The 21,518-nt window shown below is 67.8% G+C and carries 18 protein-coding genes; 10 read left to right on the top strand and 8 right to left on the bottom strand.

Annotation, left to right across the window (positions count from 1 at the left end; genetic code table 11):
• Positions 1-10 precede the first annotated feature (10 nt).
• Both E2493_RS05960 and E2493_RS21710 read right to left on the bottom strand, forming a co-directional pair.
• The gene (locus E2493_RS05960; protein ID WP_167737401.1) at positions 11-1,744 is read right to left on the bottom strand and encodes a multicopper oxidase family protein; all 1,734 of its coding nucleotides are present in this window, start codon (positions 1,742-1,744) and stop codon (positions 11-13) included.
• Positions 1,745-1,958: 214 nt separating this feature from the next.
• Positions 1,959-2,351 (bottom strand): hypothetical protein, encoded by a 393-nt coding sequence (locus E2493_RS21710; RefSeq protein ID WP_225421187.1) that lies wholly within the window; start codon positions 2,349-2,351, stop codon positions 1,959-1,961.
• Between E2493_RS21710 and E2493_RS05955 the strand changes: the two genes are divergently transcribed.
• Genes E2493_RS05955 through E2493_RS05945 form a run of 3 tightly spaced genes read left to right on the top strand, consistent with a single transcriptional unit; the run spans position 2,250 to position 6,881 of the window.
• Entirely contained in the window at positions 2,250-3,989 is a 1,740-nt protein-coding gene (locus E2493_RS05955; RefSeq protein WP_225421183.1) for an N-acetylglutaminylglutamine amidotransferase, read from the top strand. The genes E2493_RS21710 and E2493_RS05955 overlap by 102 nt on opposite strands.
• On the top strand, positions 3,989-5,746 hold the full coding sequence (gene ngg, locus E2493_RS05950; protein ID WP_135084723.1) for an N-acetylglutaminylglutamine synthetase: 1,758 nt from the start codon (positions 3,989-3,991) through the stop codon (positions 5,744-5,746). The genes E2493_RS05955 and ngg overlap by 1 nt, the downstream gene beginning before the upstream one ends.
• On the top strand, positions 5,733-6,881 hold the full coding sequence (locus tag E2493_RS05945) for an osmoprotectant NAGGN system M42 family peptidase (RefSeq protein ID WP_135084721.1): 1,149 nt from the start codon (positions 5,733-5,735) through the stop codon (positions 6,879-6,881). Before ngg ends, E2493_RS05945 begins: the two co-directional genes overlap by 14 nt.
• A gap of 24 nt (positions 6,882-6,905) precedes the next feature.
• On the opposite strand, the gene E2493_RS05940 is transcribed toward E2493_RS05945, so the two are convergent.
• The 3 genes from E2493_RS05940 to E2493_RS05930 all read right to left on the bottom strand — a co-directional run bounded on the left by E2493_RS05940 (position 6,906) and on the right by E2493_RS05930 (position 10,311).
• Entirely contained in the window at positions 6,906-7,436 is a 531-nt protein-coding gene (locus tag E2493_RS05940) for a helix-turn-helix domain-containing protein (protein WP_135084719.1), read from the bottom strand.
• Between the two features lie 127 nt (positions 7,437-7,563).
• Positions 7,564-8,487, bottom strand: coding sequence for a glutaminase (locus tag E2493_RS05935; RefSeq protein ID WP_135084717.1), 924 nt, complete (start codon positions 8,485-8,487; stop codon positions 7,564-7,566).
• A 150-nt stretch (positions 8,488-8,637) separates the two neighbouring features.
• Positions 8,638-10,311, bottom strand: a complete 1,674-nt coding sequence (locus tag E2493_RS05930; protein ID WP_135084715.1) for a dipeptidyl-peptidase 3 family protein — start codon at positions 10,309-10,311, stop codon at positions 8,638-8,640.
• Between the two features lie 169 nt (positions 10,312-10,480).
• Here E2493_RS05930 and E2493_RS05925 point away from each other — a divergent pair, with 169 nt between their 5' ends.
• Positions 10,481-10,672, top strand: a complete 192-nt coding sequence (locus E2493_RS05925) for a hypothetical protein (protein ID WP_135084713.1) — start codon at positions 10,481-10,483, stop codon at positions 10,670-10,672.
• Positions 10,673-10,712: 40 nt separating this feature from the next.
• On the opposite strand, the gene E2493_RS21705 is transcribed toward E2493_RS05925, so the two are convergent.
• Together E2493_RS21705 and E2493_RS05920 are read right to left on the bottom strand one after the other, a co-directional pair.
• Positions 10,713-10,883, bottom strand: a complete 171-nt coding sequence (locus E2493_RS21705) for a hypothetical protein (protein ID WP_225421171.1) — start codon at positions 10,881-10,883, stop codon at positions 10,713-10,715.
• A 33-nt stretch (positions 10,884-10,916) separates the two neighbouring features.
• Positions 10,917-12,116 carry an FAD-dependent oxidoreductase gene (locus E2493_RS05920; RefSeq protein ID WP_167737400.1) on the bottom strand — a complete coding sequence of 400 codons (1,200 nt, stop codon included), beginning with the start codon at positions 12,114-12,116 and terminating at the stop codon, positions 10,917-10,919.
• A 228-nt stretch (positions 12,117-12,344) separates the two neighbouring features.
• Between E2493_RS05920 and E2493_RS05915 the strand changes: the two genes are divergently transcribed.
• Complete coding sequence (locus E2493_RS05915) at positions 12,345-14,741, top strand: TonB-dependent receptor (protein ID WP_135084709.1); 2,397 nt, start codon at positions 12,345-12,347, stop codon at positions 14,739-14,741.
• 13 nt (positions 14,742-14,754) lie between these two features.
• On the opposite strand, the gene E2493_RS21085 is transcribed toward E2493_RS05915, so the two are convergent.
• A complete protein-coding gene (locus E2493_RS21085) occupies positions 14,755-15,441 on the bottom strand; it encodes a TetR/AcrR family transcriptional regulator (RefSeq protein WP_167737399.1) in 687 nt (228 codons plus the stop codon).
• 121 nt (positions 15,442-15,562) lie between these two features.
• On the opposite strand from E2493_RS21085, the gene E2493_RS05905 reads away from it, so the two are divergent.
• The 5 genes from E2493_RS05905 (at position 15,563) to E2493_RS05885 (ending at position 21,484) form a co-directional block, all read left to right on the top strand.
• Positions 15,563-16,993 carry an efflux transporter outer membrane subunit gene (locus E2493_RS05905; protein ID WP_135084707.1) on the top strand — a complete coding sequence of 477 codons (1,431 nt, stop codon included), beginning with the start codon at positions 15,563-15,565 and terminating at the stop codon, positions 16,991-16,993.
• A gap of 27 nt (positions 16,994-17,020) precedes the next feature.
• Positions 17,021-18,181 carry an HlyD family secretion protein gene (locus tag E2493_RS05900; protein WP_135084706.1) on the top strand — a complete coding sequence of 387 codons (1,161 nt, stop codon included), beginning with the start codon at positions 17,021-17,023 and terminating at the stop codon, positions 18,179-18,181.
• A 13-nt stretch (positions 18,182-18,194) separates the two neighbouring features.
• The gene (locus E2493_RS05895) at positions 18,195-19,730 is read left to right on the top strand and encodes a DHA2 family efflux MFS transporter permease subunit (RefSeq protein WP_135084704.1); all 1,536 of its coding nucleotides are present in this window, start codon (positions 18,195-18,197) and stop codon (positions 19,728-19,730) included.
• 78 nt (positions 19,731-19,808) lie between these two features.
• Complete coding sequence (locus E2493_RS05890; protein ID WP_135084702.1) at positions 19,809-20,219, top strand: low affinity iron permease family protein; 411 nt, start codon at positions 19,809-19,811, stop codon at positions 20,217-20,219.
• Positions 20,220-20,221: 2 nt separating this feature from the next.
• Complete coding sequence (locus E2493_RS05885) at positions 20,222-21,484, top strand: cation:proton antiporter (RefSeq protein WP_225421170.1); 1,263 nt, start codon at positions 20,222-20,224, stop codon at positions 21,482-21,484.
• The last annotated feature ends 34 nt before the right edge of the window (positions 21,485-21,518 follow it).

Below are 21,518 nucleotides of genomic sequence, written 5' to 3'. Positions count from 1 at the left end.
ACGGAGGAGGTCAGCCGCGCGTCGCCGCCCGATGATGCTTCCCCGTCGAGGCGTCGACGATCAGGAAGTTCTGCATCATGCCCGTGTCCTCGTGCGGGAGGATGTGACAGTGGACCACCGATTTCCCCAGCCACTCCTTGAAGCGCATCCGCACGACCACCTCGGACCGCTCCTGCACCCAGATCGTATCCTGGATCGTGCCGGGTGGCTGCGGAACTCCGCCGATCGAGATGACCTCGAACGACACCACGTGGATGTGGAAGGGGTGACCTTCGGTGCCGCCGTGGTGCGGTCCCTCGACCACCAGATGCCATTCCTCGACATCGTCGCGATTGACGACGATCGGGACCGCATCCTCCTCATATTGCATGTTGTTGATCAGGAAATCGATTCCGACCCAAGGGTTCGCGACGCCCGGGAACGTGCCGCCGAACTGGATGGTGCGCACCCTTTTGACCTCGGAGGGCTGGATCAGCGGATAATTGCGGCTCGGCAGCGGGAGCGCGGTCGGCAGCGCCATGGTGACCGGTGAGCCGGCGATCTCGATCTCCAGGATCACCTTCTGCGGGCTCTCGAGGAACTGCTGGGTTTGGGCGAGCTGCAGCAGCCGGTAGACTCCGGGTCGCGAGGCGCCCTTGATCAGGAACTCCGCCCGGTTCGCCGGCGCGAGCAGCACCTGCCCCAGCCCATCCGTCCCATATGGGGCGATCTTGCGGGGTGCGCCGAAGTTCACGCCGTCGAGGGCGATCAGATGCATGTCATGCCCTTCGATCACGATCGGCATCAGATTGTCGGAGCTGCCGTTGAGCATTCGAAAGCGGACCACCTCCCCCGGTCGCATCCGGATCCGCTTGGGCGTCAGCTGGGTTGCCGTCGGGCTGGTCGGCGCCGCCTGATTGTGCTCCTCGCGGAAGAAGGGTTCCCCGTTCAGAAGGTAATAGCGCAATGCGTAGTCTCCGGTCGTGAAGCCTCCCTTGAGACTGGTCGGCTCGGCCTTGCCGGTCGCGGGATTGTAGATCGTCACATTGCCGCCGAACGTCTGCCAGATCGCATTCTGCTTGGGCTCATAGGTCCAGAGGTCGGCCTCGCTGTCGCTGGGGAACAGGCCGATGTCCTGGACAACGAGCGAAATGTCGCGCGCGGCCTTGATCGCCGGCACCTCGTCGATCGCGCCGCGAACGATCAGCGCGCCGGCCATGCCGCTCACCGCCTGGACGGCGGTCGAGCCGTGGTGATGCGGGTGGTACCAATAGAGGCCGGGCGGCTGGTCGTCGGGAAGCTTGAACGCATAATCGAACGATTGACCGGGACCGGTCGCGATCATCGGCGCCAGCGGATCGGACGTGCCGAGCGGCTCGAACAGATGCGGCCGTATGTCGAGGCCGTGCAGATGAAGGTTGGTCGTGTCGAGCTGGTGCGGCACGTTGTGATCGCCGTTCCAGGCCGAGGAATCGTACGGCGGAAGATCGTTGTGGAGGCGGATCCGCAGGGTCTCGCCCGGACGGGTGACGATCGGCGGACCTGGCACCTGGCCGTCATAGGCGCGCAACCGGACCCTCTTTCCGTCGAGCCGCTTCTCGATGAAGCCGCAACGGAGATCTCGCCGCTGCTCGCCCGCGGGCGCGCCTGGCTGATCGTCGATCGCCGCGGCTGCGGCGGGGCCCGAGGCCGTACTCGACACGGCGGCGAGAGTCGCGGCCTGCAGCAGCTGCCGCCGCGAAAGCCCTTCGCGCGGCCCCCTCATGGTTCTTCCCATTCTGCACTGTTGTTCGGCGCAGTGACCATAGCGACACCCAAGGGCTTCACGAGTTCGTTGCGTGCCGGATAATAGTGGACCACCGTCGAGCAATCGACAAGCGGTACGCTGGCAGATGTTCCGGCTAATCCGACGGGATATGAGTCCAGAATGGACTGAGACACGTTCCCCCTTTACCGCCACTTAAACCCTGCCCATTTCCTCAATGCTTGCGGATCATACACTTGGAACGAGCGAAAAGGGCCTTGGACTCTATCGACAGGAACCTGTCCTTGGGCTGAACCCTCGGCGCGGGATCGCCATCGTGAGGAGCCGCCGGTTCGTGCGACGCGAATGAACCAACCTGCATCAAGGCGGTGGATCGTTTCGGCCCAAGCCCCGTTGGGCCGACAATCCTTGCCACGTTCCTTCCGGGAAGAATGATCCAGAACGCTTTCGAAAAGGCAGCCGCCTGATGTGCGGCATCGCCGGTGAAGTCCGTTTCCGCTCCGGTATCGCCGATGCCGCCGCGGTCGCCACGATGATGAGAAGCCAGGCACGCCGCGGGCCCGATTCCTGCGGCCAGCTGATGCGCGGCCGCGTCGGCTTCGGCCACCAGCGGCTGAAGATCATCGATCTCTCGCAGCGCTCGGCGCAGCCGATGGTCGATCCCGAGCTCGGGCTCGACCTGGTCTTCAACGGCTGCATCTACAATTACCAGCCGCTGCGCGAGGAGCTGGAGGCGCTCGGCTACCGCTTCTTCTCCGGCGGCGACACGGAGGTGATCCTCAAGGCCTGGCACGCGTGGGGATGGCGCTGCGTCGAGCGCTTCAAGGGCATGTTTGCATTTGCGATCCACGAGCGCGAGAGCGGCCGCGTCGCCCTCGCCAGGGACCGCTTCGGCATCAAGCCGCTCTATTACGCGCAGACCCCGGAACGGCTGCGCTTCGCCTCGACTTTGCCCGGCATCGTCGCCGCCGGCGATCTGGATACCTCGATCGATCGCGAGGCGCTGCATTTCTACATGAGCTGGCACGCCGTCGTGCCCCCGCCCCTCACCATCTTGAAGGGCGTGCGCAAGCTGCCGCCGGCGACCGTCCGCGTCTACGAGGAGGACGGCAGCTTCACCGATCGAGGCTATTGGGCTCCGCCCTTCAGCCAGGAGGGCGAGGACGCGGGGCGGAGCGAAGGCGAATGGCAGGAGCTGCTGCTCGACGCGCTGCGCACCGCCGTGGAGCGGCGGATGGTCGCCGACGTGCCGGTGGGCGTCCTCCTCTCGGGCGGCGTCGACTCCAGCCTGATCGTCGGGCTGCTCGCGGAGATGGGCCAGCACGGCCTCTCCACCTTCTCGATCGGCTTCGAGGCGGCGCATGGCGAGAAAGGCGACGAGTTCGTCTATTCGGACCTGATCGCCCGCCATTACGGCACCGATCACCACAAGTTGTTCGTGCCGTCGGACGATCTGCTGCGCGAGCTTCCCGGCGCGATCGAGGCGATGGCCGAGCCGATGGTCAGCTATGACAATATCGGCTTCTACCTCCTGTCCCGCGAGGTGGCGAAGCACATCAAGGTCGTCCAGTCGGGCCAGGGCGCGGACGAAATCTTCGCCGGTTATCACTGGTACCCGCCGCTGGCCGGCGCCAACGATCCGGTCGCGACCTATGCCTCGGCCTTCTTCGATCGGGATGCGGCGACACTCAACCGCCATCTCGGCGCCGAGTGGCGCAACGGCGGCACCGCGCCGCTCGAGTTCGTCCGCCGCCATTTCGACCAACCGGGCGCCGCGGATCCCGTCGCCAAGGCGCTGCGGCTCGATTCCACCGTCATGCTGGTCGACGATCCGGTGAAGCGCGTCGACAACATGACGATGGCGTGGGGGCTGGAAGCGCGGGTGCCGTTCCTCGATCACGATCTCGCCGAGCTCGCCGCCCGCATTCCTTCCGATCTGAAGCTGGCCGGCGGCGGCAAGGGCATCCTGAAGGAGGTCGCCCGCCGGGTGATCCCGTCCGAGGTGATCGACCGGCCGAAGGGCTATTTCCCGGTGCCGGCGCTGAAATATATCGACGGCCCCTACCTGGAGCTCGTCCGCGATGCGCTGTCGGCCGCGCCGGCGAGGGAACGCGGGCTGTTCTCGCCGGATTATCTCGACATGCTGTTCGACGATCCGACCGGGCACATCACGCCGCTTCGCGGGTCCGAGCTGTGGCAGGTCGGCCTGCTCGAGCTCTGGCTGCAGACGCACGGTGTCGGCTGATGGCCAGCAGGATCGATCATGGCCGGGCGCGCGGCGCGCTCTTCCCGTTCCTCAAGAACCCGCACGGCGCCCAGCCGCGGCTGAACGCGCTCGCCGATTGCGGCTGGGGGCGGATCCTCTTCGCGCACACGTTCGAGGACGTGGATCACCTGTTGTCCGAGATCCGCGCCGAGGGTCCGGAGCAGCGCGACATCGCGATGTACGTGACCGAACCGCATGTCATCCTGGCGGCGGCACCCACCGAATTGTTCCTCGATCCCTCGCACACCTTCCGGCTGAACCTCGCGACCTATCGCACCGCCGATCGCCGTCCGTCGGGCTTTTTCGTGCGGCGGCTCGTCCCCGACACCGACGTCGACGGCGTCAACCGGCTCTATTCGCTGCACCGGATGATCGAGGTGCGGCCCGAATTCTTCGAACAGCATCACGAGGACGGCCGGCTGCTGACCTATTTCGTGGCCGAGGACGCGGAGACGGGCGCGATCATCGGCACGGTGACCGGAATCGACCATGTCTGCGCTTATGACGATCCGGAGAAAGGCTCGTCGCTCTGGACGCTGGCGGTCGATCCGCAGACGCCGCACCCCGGCGTCGGCGAGGCGCTGATCCGCTGGCTGGCGGAGCATTATATCGCCCGAGGCGCCGCCTACATGGATCTCTCCGTGCTCCACGACAACAAGGGCGCCATCGCGCTCTACGAGAAGCTTGGCTTCCACCGCCTGCCAGTGTTCGCCGTGAAGCGGCGCAACACGATCAACGAGCGGCTGTTCGCCGGCCACGATCCGGCCAAGGCGATGAACCCCTACGCCCGGATCATCATCAACGAGGCGCGCCGCCGCGGCATCGGCGTCGACGTCGTCGATGCCGAGGGCGGATTGTTCGAGCTGCGCTCCGGCGGCCGCAAGATCCGCTGCCGGGAGTCGCTGTCGGAGCTGACCACGGCCGTCGCCCTGTCGATCTGCGACGACAAGGCGATGACGCGGCGGATCGTCGAGGCGGCCGGCGTCGCCGTTCCCGACGAGATCGGCGCGGAGGACATGGCGGCCGTGCGGGCGATGCTGGAGAAGCACGGCTCGCTCGTCGTCAAGCCGGCCCGCGGCGAGCAGGGCCGCGGCGTCGCCGTCGATCTCGACACGATCGAGAGCGTCGAGCAGGCGATCGCCATCGCCCGGCAGCACAGCGATCGGGTGCTGGTCGAGAGCTTCCACAAGGGCGAGGATCTTCGCCTGGTCGTGATCGGCTACAAGCTCGTCGCCGCCGCGATCCGGCGGCCCACCGAAGTGGTCGGAAACGGCCGCGACACGGTGCGCCAGCTGATCGAGCGCCAGTCGCGCCGCCGCGCCGCAGCGACTGGCGGGGAATCGAAGATCCCGCTCGACGCCGAGACCGAGCGTTGCGTCGCCAGGGCGGGCTATACGCTGGACGACGTGCCGGCCGAGGGCGCGGGCTTCGCGGTGCGCAAGGCCGCGAACCTCCACACCGGGGGCACGATCCACGACGTCACCGCTCTCGTCCACCCGCGCCTCGTCGAAGCGGCGATCCGCGTCGCCCGCGCGATCGACATCCCCGTCGTCGGAGTCGACTTCATCGTGCCCAATCCCACCCAGCCGGACTATGTCTTCATCGAGGCCAACGAGCGGCCCGGGCTCGCCAACCACGAGCCGCAGCCGACGGCCGAGCGCTTCATCGATCTGCTGTTCCCGCTGAGCATGCCTGCGGCCGCCCGCGATGCGAGGAGGGCCGATGCCGCGGCCTGACGTCGATTGCGACTATCTGAAGGCGCAGCTCGAGCGGCTGCTCGCCGTGCCAAGCCCCACCGGCTATACGGACACGATCGTGCGCCTGGTCTGCGAGGAGCTGGAGCGGCTCGGCATTCCCTATTCCGTGACGCGTCGGGGGGCGATCCTGGCGCTCTATCGCGGCCGCGAGGTCGAAGGCGCCCGCGCGATTGTCGCACACCTCGACACGCTCGGCGCCACCGTGAAGATGATCAAGGACAACGGGCGGCTCGAGCTGGTGCCGATCGGAACCTGGTCCGCTCGCTCGGCGGAGACGACTCGCTGCACGATCCTTTCCGAGCAGGGCAGCTTCCACGGCACCATCCTGCCGCTCAAGGCCTCGGGGCATACGTTCAACGAGGAGATCGACACCCAGCCGGTCGGCTGGCGGCACGTCGAGGTGCGGATCGACGCCGACTGCACCGATCGTCAGAGCGTCGAGGCGCTCGGCATCCAGATCGGCGACTTCGTGTCGATCGACCCCGGCACCGAGTTCATGGACAATGGCTACATCGTCTCGCGCCATCTCGACGACAAGGCGGGCTGCGCGGCGATGCTGGCCGCGCTCAAGGCGATGGTCGACGGCAAGGTCCGCGTCCCCGTCGACATCCACTTCATCTTCACGATCACCGAGGAGGTCGGCTCCGGCGCCTCCGCGGTGCTGCTCGACAACGTCGTCGCCATGGTGTCGATCGACAACGGCACCACGGCGCCCGGCCAGAACAGCGCCGAGTTCGGCGTGACCATCGGCATGGCGGACCAGGTGGGCCCCTTCGACTATCACCTCACCCGCAAGCTCATCCGGCTCTGCGAGGACCACGACATCCGCTACCAGCGCGACGTGTTCCGCTACTATCGATCGGACAGCGCCTCGGCGCTGGAAGGCGGCGCCGACGTGCGCACCGCCCTGATTACCTTCGGCATCGACGCCAGCCACTCCTATGAGCGGATCCACATCCACGCGCTGAAGTCGATCGCCGAGCTGACCGTCCTTTACGCGGCCAGCCCGGTCGAGATCGCGCGCGACGCCGAAGAGCTGACCGGCCTCGAAGGCTTCACCGAGCAGCCCATCGAGCCGGCGCCGCACAGCCACGACGATCCCAGCGCGCACTGATCCTCCCCCACTTGCGGGGAGGATCTACACGAAGCAGGCGGGATCGCCGGCGGCGGTCAGGCGGGGCGCCTCGGTCTCCTCCCGCACCGGCTCCGCCGGCCACTCGTCGTCATCCGTCATCTCGAGCCGGGCGGGATCGTATTGCGCGACGCCGCACAGCCTCTTCCAGTCGAGGATCCGCATCTTCGCGCCATCGGTGGCGATCACCTGCGAGAGCGTCAGCAGGGCGAGGATCCGCTTCACCTTGGACAGTGAGACGTCGAGCGTCCGGGCGAGCTCCTGGCGCGGCAGCGGCAGCTCCGCGTCGCGATCGCTGCCGCGGCGGCCGAGCTGGAAGCCGAGTTCGCAGAGCAGATAGGCAAGGCGCCCCCGCGTGTTGCGCCGCGTCTCATCCGCGCGCTCTGCCGCGGCCGCGGTGGCCAGCGCGGTGCGGACCCGCCATTCCTCGTCGTCGGCGGCTTCGGGACGCACGAACAGGAACGGGAGCGCCGCCACCGAGGCCGGGATTCGGGCCGCGAAGGCGGTCGCGAAGGGCGAAAGCAGGGGCGATGTCACTCAGGGTCTCCCGGACCGCCCTTTGGCACAAGGCGGATTGTTGTTCCCGGAGAACGTTTCACGCCGCGTTGACGTTCCTTGCTATAGCATTAACAAGGATTAAGCATCAGCCAACAAGCTACTGTGATCAAACGAAGATTGACCACCCCGTGCGCTCGACCAGCCGCTCCAGCGCGACCGCTCCGACCAGGGATGTACCCGCCTCGTTGAGCCCCGGAGACCAGACGCAGACCACCCCGGTGCGCGGCACGATGGCGAGGATACCGCCGCTGACCGAGCTCTTGCCGGGCAGGCCGACGCGGAAGGCGAAATCGCCGCTATTGTCGTAGTGACCGCTGGTCAGCATCAGCGCGTTGATCCGGCGGGCGCGGGACGGCGTGCAGACCACGTCCCCCTTGGCCGGATCGGTGCCGTCGAACGCGAGGAACAGCGCTGCCCGGGCGAGCTGCCGGCAGGTCATCGCGATCGAACATTGCCGATAATAGACCGAGAGCACGTCCTCCGGCGCGTTGCGCAAATTGCCGAAGGCCGCGATGAAATGGGCGAGGCTGCGGTTGAACGCGCCGGCGCGGCTCTCCGACATGGCGATCCGCTCATCGATCGCAATGTCCGCCGCATCGCCGCGTTCGCGCAGGAAGGCGAGCAACTCCTCGCAGGTCTCCTCGATTCCGCGCTTGCCGATCAGCTGGTCGCAGACGACCAGCGCTCCCGAGCTGGTCAGCGGATTGCGCGGTTTTCCCTTCTCGATCTCGAGCTGGATGATCGAATTGACCGGAGAACCGGCCGGCTCCCGCCCGACGTGGTTCCATAGCGCCGACTTGACGTGATGCAGCGCCAGGCCAAGGCTGAAGACGTAGGAGATGCTCTGGATCGAGAAGGGCGTGTCGCCGTCGCCGGAGATGTAGGTGGTACCGTCGGCCAGAGCGATCGCGATCCCGAAATCATGCGGGTCGGACTGGGCCAGCGCGGGGATGTAGGATGCGACCTTGCCCGAGCCGCGATATGCGTGAACGTCGCTGCGGACATCGTCGACCAGCGCCTGATAGTCCATTCCGTGCTCCCTGAAGTTTCTCGACTGCGGAACGGCCGGCCCGATCCCCGACGCAGCAAGCCGTTCTCTCCCCGCAACGTTCGGCTCGCGTGCGGGGTCCGTCCATTTCGGCGGAAACCTCCCTCCCGTCGCCGCACGCGCGATGCGCCGTCAGATACGCTCGGGATAATCCGGCTGGATGTCGGTCGGGATGTGCGCCGTCGCGGCGAGAACCGTCCGGGCATGGCCGTCGAGCTGCGCATAACGCTCGAAGAAAGCCTTGGTCCCCGCATAATCGCCGCGCCCCTGGAGATGGACCAGTTCCGCCACCAGATCGCGCAGCCCCGCCTCCAGTTTCGGATAATCGACCCGGAACCGCCTGGCGGCGGCGTCCCAGGCGAAGCCGCCCTTGTCGCGCAGATAGGAATATTGCATCGCCGCGCCGCGGCCGTGCGCCTCATCGGTGCCGAAACGAACCGCGCGGAAGATCCCCGCGACGTAGGTGGCGAGCGCCTGCTCGCGCTCCGCCGCGGGAAGCTCGCCGCGCTGCATCATGTAGAGGATGTTCCAGACGCCCATCACGTCGGCCTTGGCTTCCTCGCTCGCGGAATAGACGTCCTTCAGCTCCGCATTGACGGTGGTCTGGCGCCCGCCGACGCTGATCGTGCCCGGCCCGAGGCTGTGCGACAGCTCGTGGAACAGGGTCTCGTTCTCCATATATTTCCTGGAGACCAGCCGCGCCTGCTCCGGCACCAGCACGAATTCGGCCATCGGCGCGAGGATGCGATCGTATTTCGCGCCCAGCACGTTGGCCAGGATCACCTTCTTCGCCCCCTTCTGCTCACGCACCCTTTCATCGTTCGGCAGGTTGAACGCGATCGTCTGGACGCCCGGCACGTTGTCGCCGCCGCCATGGACCTGGTCGGCGACCAGGATCGGAGAGGTGAACGGTCGGTTGAAGTTCTTGAAGCTTTCCTCGACCGGCAGGTTGCGCTCCATGTCCGGCAGGAGCTGCTTGTACTTGGCGAGCGCGGCGCTCTCCTGCGGATCCTGGACGGTGACGAAAGCCTCGAAGGCGGTCTTCTGGCCGTAGAGCGTGTCCGTATAGACTTCGTACGGCCCGATCACGACCTCGATCGGCGTGCCGCTGACGTCCATCCAGGCGAGCTCCGAAGGATAATAATCGTTGGTGCGGAACGCCTGGGCCCGAAGCGTCAGGAACTTCCTGAGGCTGGCATTGGACGTCCGGCCGGCGGCCCGCTCGAGCAGCCGGGCGGCAGGCTCGAGCCACTCGCGATACTCGACGCTGTAGGGGATGGCGACCAGCCGCTCCCCCTGCCGTCGCACGACCGTATATGGCGAGGTGAGCGCGTCCTTCTGGTCGGGGTGCGCGGCGAGATAGGCGTCGAACGCCTCCTTGCTGAGGTCGCGTGGGTAGAATCCGGCGCCCTCCGGCGGCGGCGCGTCCCCGAAGAACGGGTGGTTTTCGGCGAGCGTGTCCCAGGGGCCGAAGTGAAGATCGAACATGTCGAGCAGCTGCGCGCGGCGGGGATCGTCGCTGCGCTCGATCTCGGCGCGGATCGTCGGGTTCTCGACCGAACGCTGGCGTAGATAGATCGGGTTCATCAGTTCGGCGGCCTGGATCAGGAGGTTCACGACCTCCTTCTCCTCCGCATTGAGGAAGGCGGTGTTCGGCGTCATGGCGACCGGCGCGATCTTGGCGCGCTGCGCAGCGAGATCGTAGGCGTCGCTATGCGAAGCGGCCGAGGCGGAGGCGGCGGGCGGCTGCTCGGCGGCGGTGCAGGCGGCAGTGGCGAGCATCAGGGCGATGAAGGCGCGACGCATCTTACTCTCCTTCTGGCGGAACCGAGGCCGTGAATAGCCCGCCCGCCCCGGGGCGCAAGCCCGCGCGACAAGGGTTGCGCGGCGCGCGGTGACGCCGTGACGTCGAGTCTGGACTCCGCCGCGGCGCAGGCGCAGCCTCGCCCGGCGAGTCGACAGGGAGTGATCGACGATGCCGCTGTACAGGGTGTTGTTCGAGGCTGGCGGCGAACGGCCGAGCGTGGAGGAGAAGGGGTTCTTCAACGACGAGGGCGCGCTGGCTTATGCGCGGCGCCATGCCCGTGGGCGAACCATCGAAGTCTGGCGGGGGGCGGCGCTGGTGCACCGCGATCAACCGGTTCTGGCGGAACCGGGGCTCGCCTGAGCCGCCGCCGCGCGGCGGCGGCAGCGGATATCCGGACGGCTTAGACGAGCGGCACGCCGAGGCTGTCGGCAGAGAGACGTCCGGTGGCGGCGCGCAGCGCGAGAACGAAAAGCGTAAGCATTACAATTTCCTCGGGAAAACAGGGATCGAACGCCCCTCTCGCCGCTTGCCCATCGAAGCGCAAATGCAAGCTTTCGCCGAACAAGTGCATATGTTGCACCGCAGCAAATCTACGTAGGCCTCCTCAATGAACCCGCCTGTCCTGGCGCTCGGCCTTGGCGGCCATGGCGAAGCGCGGCTCGGGGCGGGCGTCTCGATCGAGCAGGAGGCGTGCCGCGCAGGCGCCGACGGCAGGCCCGTGCTTGAAGCCATGACCCGAGCCCGCCCCGACCAGGAGCGTGTCCGGATGGTCCGGATGCCAATCGATCAGCAGATCGCCATTGGCGCTGTTTTCATATTGGCAGACCCGCGACTCGTTCAGCCGCGCGCCCGCGAGGGCCGGGAAGCGGCGGGCGGCATAGTCGCGCGCCTCCGCGAGCGCTTCGGCGGAGGGCAGCCGGTCGACGATGTCCGGATCGATCGGCGGACCGTGGCGGTCGTGCGCGATCTTGACGCCGCGGCCCTCGAGGTCGGGGAAGCCGTAGAAGATATCGCCGTCGTTGAAGTCCGCCCACCCCGGGAAGGCTGCCGGTGAGAAGCTGCGGTCGCCGGCCGGCGGCGCGAGAAAGAAGACCTCCTGGCGGGTGGGAAAGATGCGCCGGCCGAGCAAGGCCGGGAACAGCTTCGCCAGCCACGGCCCGCAGGCGAAGACGAAACGGTCGGCGCTCAGCGTCTCCCCGCCGGCGAGCGCCAGCCGCTCGAGCGGGCCCGCGTGGCCGGTCGGCGGAAGAATTCGGGCCTGGCGGTACGCTCCACCGGCCGCGACGAACTCGCTCACCAGCGTCTGCACCGCCCGGCGGGCCATCAGCGCCCCGAAGGCGGGTTCGAACAGGCCCAGCTCCACCCCATGGAGATCGAACTGCGGGAAGCGGCGACCGATCTCGGCCCGCTCGAACAGGCGCGTGGCGAGGCCGAGACGGCGATGCACCTCGATCGTATTGCGCACATAAGCATCCATCGCGCCGAACAGGAACAGCACGCCCACCGCGTGGAACAGCGGCAGCTCGGCGCGGGCGGAGAGCGCCCGCCATTCGGGCAGGGAATCCCGCGCCATCCGCGAATAGATTTCGTCGGCCCCATAGCTCGCCCTCGTCATCCGGCTCTCTCCCCCGGACGATGCGCGGGCATGCGCCGGTCCCCAGGCATCGACGAGCAGGACCTTCCACCCGGCCCGCTGAAGATGGATGGCCGTCCAGGTACCGAACACGCCCGCCCCGACGATGACGGCCTGAGGGTCGCCGGCAGCGAGGCTGGGCGCGCCGACCACCGCGGCTCCGCCGGCCACGGCGGTTTTCAGTATCGTTCGGCGACTTAATTCCGCCATGAACGCACCATTCCGGACTGATCCGGGCAAGGATTGACCTTGCAAAGGGCCGCGTCAACCTCGATCGACACGAGGAAGACTGTCACCCGTCTACTACAATCGGGATCTTTCTGTCCGCAGATGTCGGCTTTGCTTTGCCACATCGTGCCGAAAGGATCATGTTACGGGACAGCAACAAGGAGGCCTGCGATGACTCGTCTTCCGTATGTGCGCTTCCAAGCTCGTTTTCTCTTCGCCGCGTCCGCGCTCGCGCTGACCCTCGCCGCCGCGCCTGCCCGCGCGCAGACCGAGACCGGCGGCACCTCAGCCGACGAGCAGGAGATCATCGTCACTGCCACCAAGCGCGCGCAGACCCTGCTCGAAGTGCCTTTCTCGATCAACGCGCAGACGGAAGAGGACATCCAGCGCTCGGGCGCCACCACCATTGAGGATCTCTCGCGCAACGTCGCCGGGCTCGCCGTGCAGAACCTCGGGCCCGGCCAGAGCCAGGTCTCGGTCCGCGGCGTATCCGCCGGCCAGATCGTGCGCGACCAGCCCGGCGTGAAGGAGCAGGTCGGCGTCTATCTCGACGAGTCGGTGATCTCGCTCTCGCTGTTCACGCCGGATCTCGACCTGTTCGATCTCAACCGGGTCGAGACGCTGCGCGGACCGCAGGGAACCCTGTTCGGCTCCGGCTCGGTCGGCGGCACGATCCGCTACATCACCAACCAGCCGGACCCGAGCGCCTTCGAGGCTCTGGCCGAGGCGAATGCCAACCTGGTCGACGGCGACAGCCTCGGCGGACACATCAAGGTCGCCGTCAACGGCCCGCTCGCCTCGGGCGTCGCCGCGCGCGCCGTCTTCTACCACACGCGCTACGGCGGCTTCGTCAACGCCCGTCGCGAGGGCGCCGGGGTGGACGAGGACGTCAACACCGGCTTTCGCACCGGCGGCCGTCTCGCTTTGCTGTTCGAGCCTGCCCCCGATATCCGGATCACGCCCCGGCTGGTCTACCAGGTCACTCAGGCGAACGGCTATAATCGCGAGGAGGTCTACAACCTGTTCGCCAATCCGTTCACGACTTCACGGCCCCCGGTGCAGCTTCGCGAGCGCGAGCAGCATCTGCTGCTGTCCGAGAAGTTCCGCGATCAGACCTTCATCGCGGATCTGACCGCGAGCGCCGACCTGGGCGCGGTCACCCTCACCACGGTGACGAGCTATATCGACCGGCACATCCTCGCCAGCCGCGACGCCAGCGCGCTCACCGGCAGCGTCTCGGTCGATCTCGGCTTCCCGACCGCGGCCGTGCTGCTGCCGTCGAACCTGCGGGACAGCACCGATCTCGAGCAGTTCAGCCAGGAAGTGCGCCTCTCGTCCGACGGCGACGGTCCGCTCAACTGGCTGATCGGTGCTTTCTATTCCAACGTCGATCGTTTCTACCACCAGCGGCTCCCGACGCCGGGCTATGACGCGTTCACCGACGCGACCCTCGGCGCGGGGACCTCCGCCGCCGTGGCGAACGGCTTCCCTGCGGACTCGCCGTACAACTCGGACCTTCCCTACGACATCGAGCAGAAAGCCGTGTTCGGAGAGGCGACTTATGATTTCGGGCGGTTCGAGCTCACCGCCGGCGGCCGCTATTACGATTTCAAGGAGCAAAGGCGCTTCACGTCCGGCGGCCTGTTCTCCAACGGGGATGACCGCACCGACGAGACCAGGTCGGACGGCTTCTCGCCGCGCGTGCTGCTCAGCGTCGAGGCGACCGACGACATCCGGATCAACCTCCAGGCCTCCAAGGGCTTCCGCCTCGGAGGGGTCAACGATCCGCTCAACATTCCGCTGTGCACGCCGGAAGACGCCGCGACCTTCGGCAGCTTCCAATCCTATGGCGACGAAACCTTGTGGAACTACGAGGGCGGCATCAAGGGCGCTCTCGGCGGCATCAACTTCAACGCCGCCGCTTTCTACACCGACATCAAGAACCTGCAGGTGACGCTCGACGCGGGCTCCTGCTCGTCGCGGATCGTGTTCAACGTGCCCAAGGCGCATACCATGGGCGTCGAGTTCGAGATGTCGGCCTCGCCGTTCGAAGGCCTCGATCTTTCGATCGCGGGCAGCGTCCTCGAGGCGCAGTTCGACTCGACCGTCACGTCCGGCGGGGGCGTCGTCGGCGGCATCCGCGAGGACAATCGCCTGCCCTCGGTGCCCAAATTCCAGATTGCGGCCAGCGCCACCTACTCGACGCCGATCGACACCTCGGGAACGCGGGCGACCTTCTCCGCCTCGGTGCAGCATGTCGGCAACCGCTACACCCAGCCCAGCGATCAGGAGAACAATCCCCGCACCTTCGTCTCCGGCCTGCCGTTCGGCGGAGCCACCGGCAACGAGGGGACGGTGATCAACCTCCAGCTGCCGAGCTACGAGCTGGTCAACCTCAGCGCCGGACTGGAATGGGGGAGCGGCCTGGAAGTGATCGCCTACGTGAACAATCTGTTCGACGAGAACGCCCTGCTCTCGTTCGACCGGGAACGCGGCGGCCGCGCCCGCCTGGGCTTCAACATCGGCCAGCCCCGAACCTACGGCGTCACCCTGCGCCAGCGTTTCTGAGGCGGCAGGCGGCTCAGGCGCGGCGCGCCTCGGCCCGCGGACGCGACTCTTCGCCCGCCGCGGACGGGACGAGCGCAGGCGAGCGGGGCGCCAGGGCCGCGGGTGTGCCGTAGAGCTGCAGGAAGGCGTCGGCGGCGAGGACGGCTGCCTGCCGCAGCTCGTCGGCATCGGGCTCGGAAATCGCGCCGAGCAGGCGTCGATCGAACAGGTCCAGCTCGACCAGACCCTTCCACTGCATCGCGGCGACCCAGGGATCCGCGCGGCGCAGCACCCCGTCGTCCATCAGCGTCCCGAAGCGGTTCGACAGGCGTTCCCAGGCGCGCTGCAGGATGTTCTCGTAGAATGTCTTGCCGATGCCGCTTTCCTCTGGCTGGTTCGAGACCAGGCGCACGTGGGAGATCGGCCCGGCCGACAGCCGCCGCGCGAGATAACCGCTGCCCAGCAGGATCAATCCGTCGCGGAATGATGGTGCCGCCAGCATCGCGTGCATCAGCGCGTCGGCGCCCTCGGTGATGTCATAGTCGAGGACCGCGAGCAGCAGTTCCTCCTTCGACTTGAAATAGCCGTAGAGCGTCGCCTTCGAACCACCGAGCCGCTGCGAGATTGCCGCCATCGAGGTGCGATCGTAGCCGAGCTCCTGAAACAGCTCGGCCGCGACTGCGACGATCTCCTGCCTCTTGGCCTCTGTCCTCACGCGCATCGACACCGCCTCCACGTTCAAAGCTGTACATGGCTGTACGGTTTACCGTTGACAAGTCTCCGAATCATATTTAAACCGTACTGTACAGTTTAGCTGCGTTCCACGACATCTGGAGAGACCCATGATCCGCTTTCGGGCGGCGCGGCTGAGCCGCGCCCCATTGCTGCTGCCGTTGCTGCTCGCTTCCGCCTGCGCCAGCGTGCCCAATCTCGGGCCAAAGCCCGTGCCCAACGCTCCAGGCGCGTATGAGACGACGCGGTCGCTCGCGCCGTCGGCACGTGAGTGGCCGGGCGAGCGCTGGTGGTCGGACTATCGCGATCCGCAGCTCGTCGCCCTGATCGACGAGGCCCTCGCCGCCTCCCCGGATCTTACCGCCGCCGCGGCGCGGCTGCGCACCGCGCAGGGCTTCGCCCAGCGCGCCGGCGCCGCGCTGCAGCCGACGATCGACGCCGGTGCGAGCGTGGAGATCGTCCGCCAGAGCGAGAACCAGGGTCTTCCCGCACCGCTCGCGCCGCATGGCTGGCAGGATGTCGGCAGTGTCGCCCTCTCCTTCTCGTTCGATCTCGATCTCTGGGGCAAGAACCGCGCCGCCCTCGCCGCCGCCACCTCGGACGCGGAAGCGGCCGGCTACGACTTCGCCGAGGCGCGGCTGGCGCTCGCCACTGCGATCGCCTCGACTTATGCCGATCTCGCCGCGCTCCACGCCCAGCGGGACGCGCTGGAGACGATCCTCGCGCTTCGCACCCAGACGCTCGGTCTCGTCGAGCGGCGGGTTGCGAACGGGCTCGGCACCCGCGCCGATCTCAAGCAGGCGGAGGCGCGGGTCCCGCAGGCGCGCGGCGATCTCGCCGCGACCGACGAGGCGCTGGCGCTGACCCGCAACGCCCTCGCCGCCCTGCTCGGCGCCGGTCCCGATCGCGGCCTCCGGATCGCCCGCCCTCTCGTCGCCGCGCTGCACCCGGAAGGCGTTCCCGCCGATGCGTCGATCGCGCTGATCGGCCGCAGGCCCGACATCGCGGCCGCGCGCGCCCGGGTCGAGGCGGCGGGGAGCCGCATCAAGGAGGCGCGCGCCGCTTTCTATCCGGACATCAATCTCTCGGCGCTCGTCGGCCTGCAGTCGCTCGGCCTCGGCAGCCTGCTGTCGGGCGATTCCTTCACTGCGAGCGCCGGTCCGGCGATCAGCCTGCCGATCTTCCACGGCGGCGCGCTCTCCGGCAACTATCGCGGACGCCGCGGCCAGTATGACGAAGCGGTCGCGCTCTACGATGCGCGGGTCGTGGCGGCGCTGCGCGAGACCGCCGATGCCCTCGCCAGCCAGAAGATGCTGGCCACAAGGCTAACGGAATCCCGCCGGACGGTCGCCGCCTTCGAGGAAGCGAGCGGCCTCGCCCGCCGCCGCTACGAAGGTGGTCTGTCCGCCTATCTGGACGTCCTCTCGGCCGAGGAGGGGCTCGTTCAGGCCCGCATCCAGCTCGCCGATCTCGAGTCCCGCGCCTTCGTCCTCGACGTCGCGCTCGTCCGCGCGCTCGGCGGCGGCTTCACCGCATCCTGACATCCATCACATCCAGGGAGACAAGAAATGGCTGACGTAGATCCGATCGACTTCAAGCATCCGAAGATTCAGGCCGAGGTCCACATCGCGCCCCCGGCACCGAAGCGGCTCAGGAGTAAGCGGGCGAAGCTGCTCGCCGGCCTCGCGCTCGGCGTGAAGCTGGCCTTCGTCGGCTGGTTCATGCTCGCCGACGGCGATCATGTCGCGACCGACAACGCTTATGTGAACGCGGATTCGGCGCAGGTGACGCCGCTCGTCGCCGGGGCCGTCGCCGAGGTGCCGGTGGTCAACACCCAGGCGGTGAAACGCGGCGACGTGCTGCTGCGCCTCGACGATGCCGATGCCCGGCTGGCGGTCGCGCGCGCCGAAGCGGATTTGGTGAAGGCAAGGCATCAGTTCGCCCAGACGCGGGCGACCGGCGGATCGCTGGCCGCCCAGATCGACGCGCGCGACGCGGACATCGGCCAGGCGCAGGCGCAGCTCGCCGTCGCGCAGGCCAATCTGCGCAAGGCCTCGGCCGATTTCGGGCGCCGCCGCGCGCTCGCCGAAAGCGGCGCCATCTCGGGCGAGGAGCTGACGACGGCGCAGAGCGCCTATAGTGCGGCGCAGGGCAATTTCGCTCTCGCCCGGGCCGCCGTCCGCCAGGCGGCGGCGACCCGCGGCGCCGCGCGCCAGAGCTGGGCGGCCAACCAGGCCCTGGTGCAGGGACCGGTCGACACCAACCCCGAAGTGGCGGCGGCGAAAGCGCGGCTCGCGCAGGCGAAGCTCGATCTCGCCCGCACCGTGGTGCGCGCGCCGATCGACGGAGTGGTGACCAACCGGCAGGTCCAGGTTGGCCAGCGCATTGCCGCGGGCGCGGCGACAATGACGATCGTCCCGATCGGCACGGCCTATGTCGATGCCAATTTCAAGGAGGGACAGCTCAGCCGGGTCCGGGTGGGGCAGCCGGTCCGGCTGGTCTCCGACCTCTATGGCTCGGACGTCGTCTATCGCGGCCGCGTCATCGGCTTCTCCGGCGGCACCGGCTCGGCCTTCGCCCTGATCCCGGCCCAGAACGCGACCGGCAACTGGATCAAGGTCGTCCAGCGCCTGCCGGTGCGGATCGCGCTCGATCCGGCCGATCTCAGGAAGAACCCGCTGCGCGTCGGCCTCTCGATGGAAGCCGAGATCGACGTCTCGAAGAGCTGAAGGAGGAGCGACGATGCATCCCGGAGCGAAGGAGCCGGCGCCGCTGCGCGGCGGCACCCTGATGATCGCCTGCTTCGTGCTGGCGTTCACCAATTTCATGGTCGTGCTCGATACGACGATCGCCAACGTGTCGGTCGCGCATATCGCCGGCGGCCTCGGCATCTCGTCGAGCGAGGGCACGTGGGTGATCACCTCTTACGCCGTGGCGGAGGCGATCTGCGTGCCGCTCACCGGCTGGCTCGCCCGGCGCTTCGGCACGGTGCGCGTCTTCGCCGGCGGCATGATCGGCTTCGGGATCTTCTCCTTCCTGTGCGGCACCGCGCCGACCCTGGAGGCGCTGGTCGCCTTCCGGATCGGCCAGGGCCTGTGCGGCGGGCCCCTGATGCCGCTCAGCCAGACCCTGCTGCTGCGCATCGCCCCGAAGGAGAAGCACGCGATGATGATGGGGCTGTGGGCGATGACCACGGTCACCGCCCCGATCCTCGGGCCGATCCTCGGCGGCACGATCAGCGATTCCTGGGGCTGGCACTGGATCTTCTTCATCAACATCCCGATCGCGATCCTGTGCTCGGTCAGCGCGATCATCGTGCTGCGCAAGGCGGAGACCCTGGTCGAGCGCGTGCCGATCGACCGCATGGGCCTGCTGCTTCTCGTCCTCTGGATCGGCGCGCTGCAGCTGATGCTCGATCTCGGCCGCGAGCATGACTGGTTCGGCTCGTCGATGATCGTGACGCTGGGGATCGTCGCCGCGATCGGTTTCGCGGTCTTCCTGATCTGGGAGCTCACCGAGGAGCAGCCGGTGGTCGATCTCAAGGTGTTCCGCCACCGCGGCTTCACCGTCAGCGTCGCCGCTTTGGTCTTCGCCTACGGCACCTTCTTCGCCAGCCTCGTCGTCATCCCGCAATGGCTGCAGTCCGCGCTCGGCTATACGGCCACATGGGCAGGCTATGCGACCGCCTTCAACGGCGTCGCCGCAGTGCTGATGGCGCCGGTCGTCGCCAAGCTCTCCGCCCGCGTCGACCCGCGGCTGCTGGTGTCGTTCGGCATCCTCTGGCTCGGCGCCACCTCGCTGATCCGCACCCTGTGGTGGACCAGCGGCGCCGATTTCTGGACCCTCGCCCTGCCGCAGCTGATCCAGGGGGCCGGCATGCCCTTCTTCTTCATCCCGCTCACCACGCTCGCGCTTGGGGCGGTGGAGGTGGAGGAGACCGCGTCGGCCGCCGGCGTGATGAACTTCCTGCGGACGCTCTCCGGCGCGGTCGCGACGGCGATCGTCACGACCATGTGGTATGACGACGCCCAAGGCGTGCGCAGCGTGCTCGCCGGGACGATGAACGGCGCCGCCGCGGCCATCGAGCGGCTGCAGGGCAACGGCTTCTCGGCCGATCAGGCCCGGCTGGTCGTCAGCCAGCTCGTCGATCAGGAGGCCTATGCGATCGCCACCGGCCAGATGTTCACGCTGGCGGCGCTGGTCTTCGCCGCGGCGGCGACGGTGATCTGGCTCGCGCCCCGGCCGACGCGCGAGGTCGATACCAGCCTCGCGCACTGAGGATGCGGCGGCCCCGCGCCGGAGGGAACGGCGCGGGGCAACACAGGTTAAGTCACCTCACGTCCCGCACGAGGCTCTATGGACCGCCTGTTTACCGCCGTCGCAACGCGGATCGCCACCGCGTCGGGCCAGCCGCTGACCTTCGTTCTTGCCGTTCTGATGATCCTCGGCTGGGCGGTCAGCGGACCGCTCTTCCATTATTCCGCCGTCTGGCAGCTGGTCATCAACACGGCCACCACGATCGTCACCTTCCTGATGGTGTTCCTGATCCAGAACAGCCAGAATCGCGACGCGGCCGCGATGCAGGCGAAGCTCGACGAGATGCTGCGCGCCCTCGACAAGGCGCGCGAGCAATTCATCGGCATCGAGCATCTCACCGACCAGCAGATCGAGAATATCCGCGCCGCGCTCGAGCGCGAGGTCGGGCAGGTGCCGGGCAAGGCGGGCACGGCCGACGACAGCGTCGAGCGTCTGCTGGACCGCTATTGAACGTGGCCGACGCGCCCTTCTTCGGGCTCGAAAGCCAGCACCTCCTGATGGCCGGCCTCGGCGCCGGGATCATCGTTGCGCACTGGCTTCCGCGCTTCTTCTCGGGGCGCGAGCCCGCCGCCTCGGCCTTGCTGATCCTCTGCGGGGCCCTTCTCTTCAGCCTGCTCCCCGACCTGCGCGAGACGCTCGATCCAAGGACGACGCCCCGGCTGTGGGAGCGGCTGAGCGAGCTCACCATCATCGTCGCTTTGTTCGGCACCGGCATTCGGATCGACGATCTGACCAGCTATCGCCGCTGGCAGCCGACGCTGCGGCTGCTCCTGATCGCCATGCCGCTCACCATCCTCGCCGTCGGCTGCCTCGGCTATTGGCTCGCGGGGATGACGCTGGCCGGGGCCCTGCTGCTCGGCGCGGTGCTTTCACCCACTGACCCCGTGCTCGCCGGGGACGTCCAGGTCGGCCCGCCGACCGAGGGCGGGGAGCATCCGGTCCGCTTCACCCTGACCACCGAGGCAGGGCTGAACGACGGCCTTGCCTTCCCCTTCGTCTATCTAGGCCTGATCGTCGGGGCCGAAGGCACCAGCCTCGGCGGTATGGCCGGCGAGTGGATCCTGCGGGATGTGCTCTACCGGGTGATCGCCGGCGTCGCCTGCGGCGCGGCGATCGGCTGGCTGCTCGGCAAGATCCTGTTCGCGATCCCGCGGCGCAACGCGCTCGCCGCCACGTCCGCCGGCGTGCTCGCTCTGGCCGGGGTCTTCGTCTCCTACGGCATCACCGAGCTTGCCGAGGGCTATGGCTTCGTCGCGGCATTCGTGGCCGGCCTCGCCCTGCGCCGCGCCGAGGAGGAGCACGAATTCCATGGCCGGCTGCACGGCTTTACCGAGGCGATCGAGCATGCTCTGACCGCGATCCTGCTCCTGCTCATCGGCGGCGTGCTTCCTTCGCTCTGGGGAGAGCTCGACTGGCGCCATGGGCTGATCGCCTTCGCCCTGGTCTTCGCCATTCGTCCGCTGGCGGGGTGGTGGAGCCTGTGGGGAACCGCCCTTCGCGGACGCGAGCGCTTCGTCGTTGCTTTCTACGGCGTTCGCGGCATTGGCTCGATCTACTATCTCGGCTTCGCGACCGCCCACCTCAACCTGGTCAACGAAGGTCCCTTGTGGGCGGCGATCGCCCTCACCATCCTCCTCTCCACCCTCGTCCATGGGCTCACCGCCGGCGCAACGGTCGAGCGCGTCGAGCGGGCGGCGGAGCAGGGCGCCGGATGACGAAAGGCCGGCGGCATCGCTGCCGCCGGCCTTC

Origin of the sequence: Sphingomonas parva (ex Maeng et al. 2020), assembly GCF_004564275.1 — a bacterium.
Lineage (GTDB): Bacteria > Pseudomonadota > Alphaproteobacteria > Sphingomonadales > Sphingomonadaceae > Allosphingosinicella > Allosphingosinicella parva.
Note: the sequence above shows the minus strand (reverse complement) of the source record. Positions and strands in the feature narration are given on the sequence as shown.

Coding starts and splice junctions, on each gene's coding strand:
- E2493_RS05905 (WP_135084707.1), top strand. CDS start 15,563: ATGATCCGCTTTCGGGCGGCGCGGCTGAGCCGCGCCCCATTGCTGCTG.
- E2493_RS21705 (WP_225421171.1), bottom strand. CDS start 10,883: ATGCACTTGTTCGGCGAAAGCTTGCATTTGCGCTTCGATGGGCAAGCG.
- E2493_RS21085 (WP_167737399.1), bottom strand. CDS start 15,441: ATGCGCGTGAGGACAGAGGCCAAGAGGCAGGAGATCGTCGCAGTCGCG.
- E2493_RS05915 (WP_135084709.1), top strand. CDS start 12,345: ATGACTCGTCTTCCGTATGTGCGCTTCCAAGCTCGTTTTCTCTTCGCC.
- E2493_RS05935 (WP_135084717.1), bottom strand. CDS start 8,487: ATGGACTATCAGGCGCTGGTCGACGATGTCCGCAGCGACGTTCACGCA.
- E2493_RS05890 (WP_135084702.1), top strand. CDS start 19,809: ATGGACCGCCTGTTTACCGCCGTCGCAACGCGGATCGCCACCGCGTCG.
- E2493_RS05895 (WP_135084704.1), top strand. CDS start 18,195: ATGCATCCCGGAGCGAAGGAGCCGGCGCCGCTGCGCGGCGGCACCCTG.
- ngg (WP_135084723.1), top strand. CDS start 3,989: ATGGCCAGCAGGATCGATCATGGCCGGGCGCGCGGCGCGCTCTTCCCG.
- E2493_RS05945 (WP_135084721.1), top strand. CDS start 5,733: ATGCCGCGGCCTGACGTCGATTGCGACTATCTGAAGGCGCAGCTCGAG.
- E2493_RS05925 (WP_135084713.1), top strand. CDS start 10,481: ATGCCGCTGTACAGGGTGTTGTTCGAGGCTGGCGGCGAACGGCCGAGC.
- E2493_RS05930 (WP_135084715.1), bottom strand. CDS start 10,311: ATGCGTCGCGCCTTCATCGCCCTGATGCTCGCCACTGCCGCCTGCACC.
- E2493_RS05960 (WP_167737401.1), bottom strand. CDS start 1,744: ATGAGGGGGCCGCGCGAAGGGCTTTCGCGGCGGCAGCTGCTGCAGGCC.
- E2493_RS05900 (WP_135084706.1), top strand. CDS start 17,021: ATGGCTGACGTAGATCCGATCGACTTCAAGCATCCGAAGATTCAGGCC.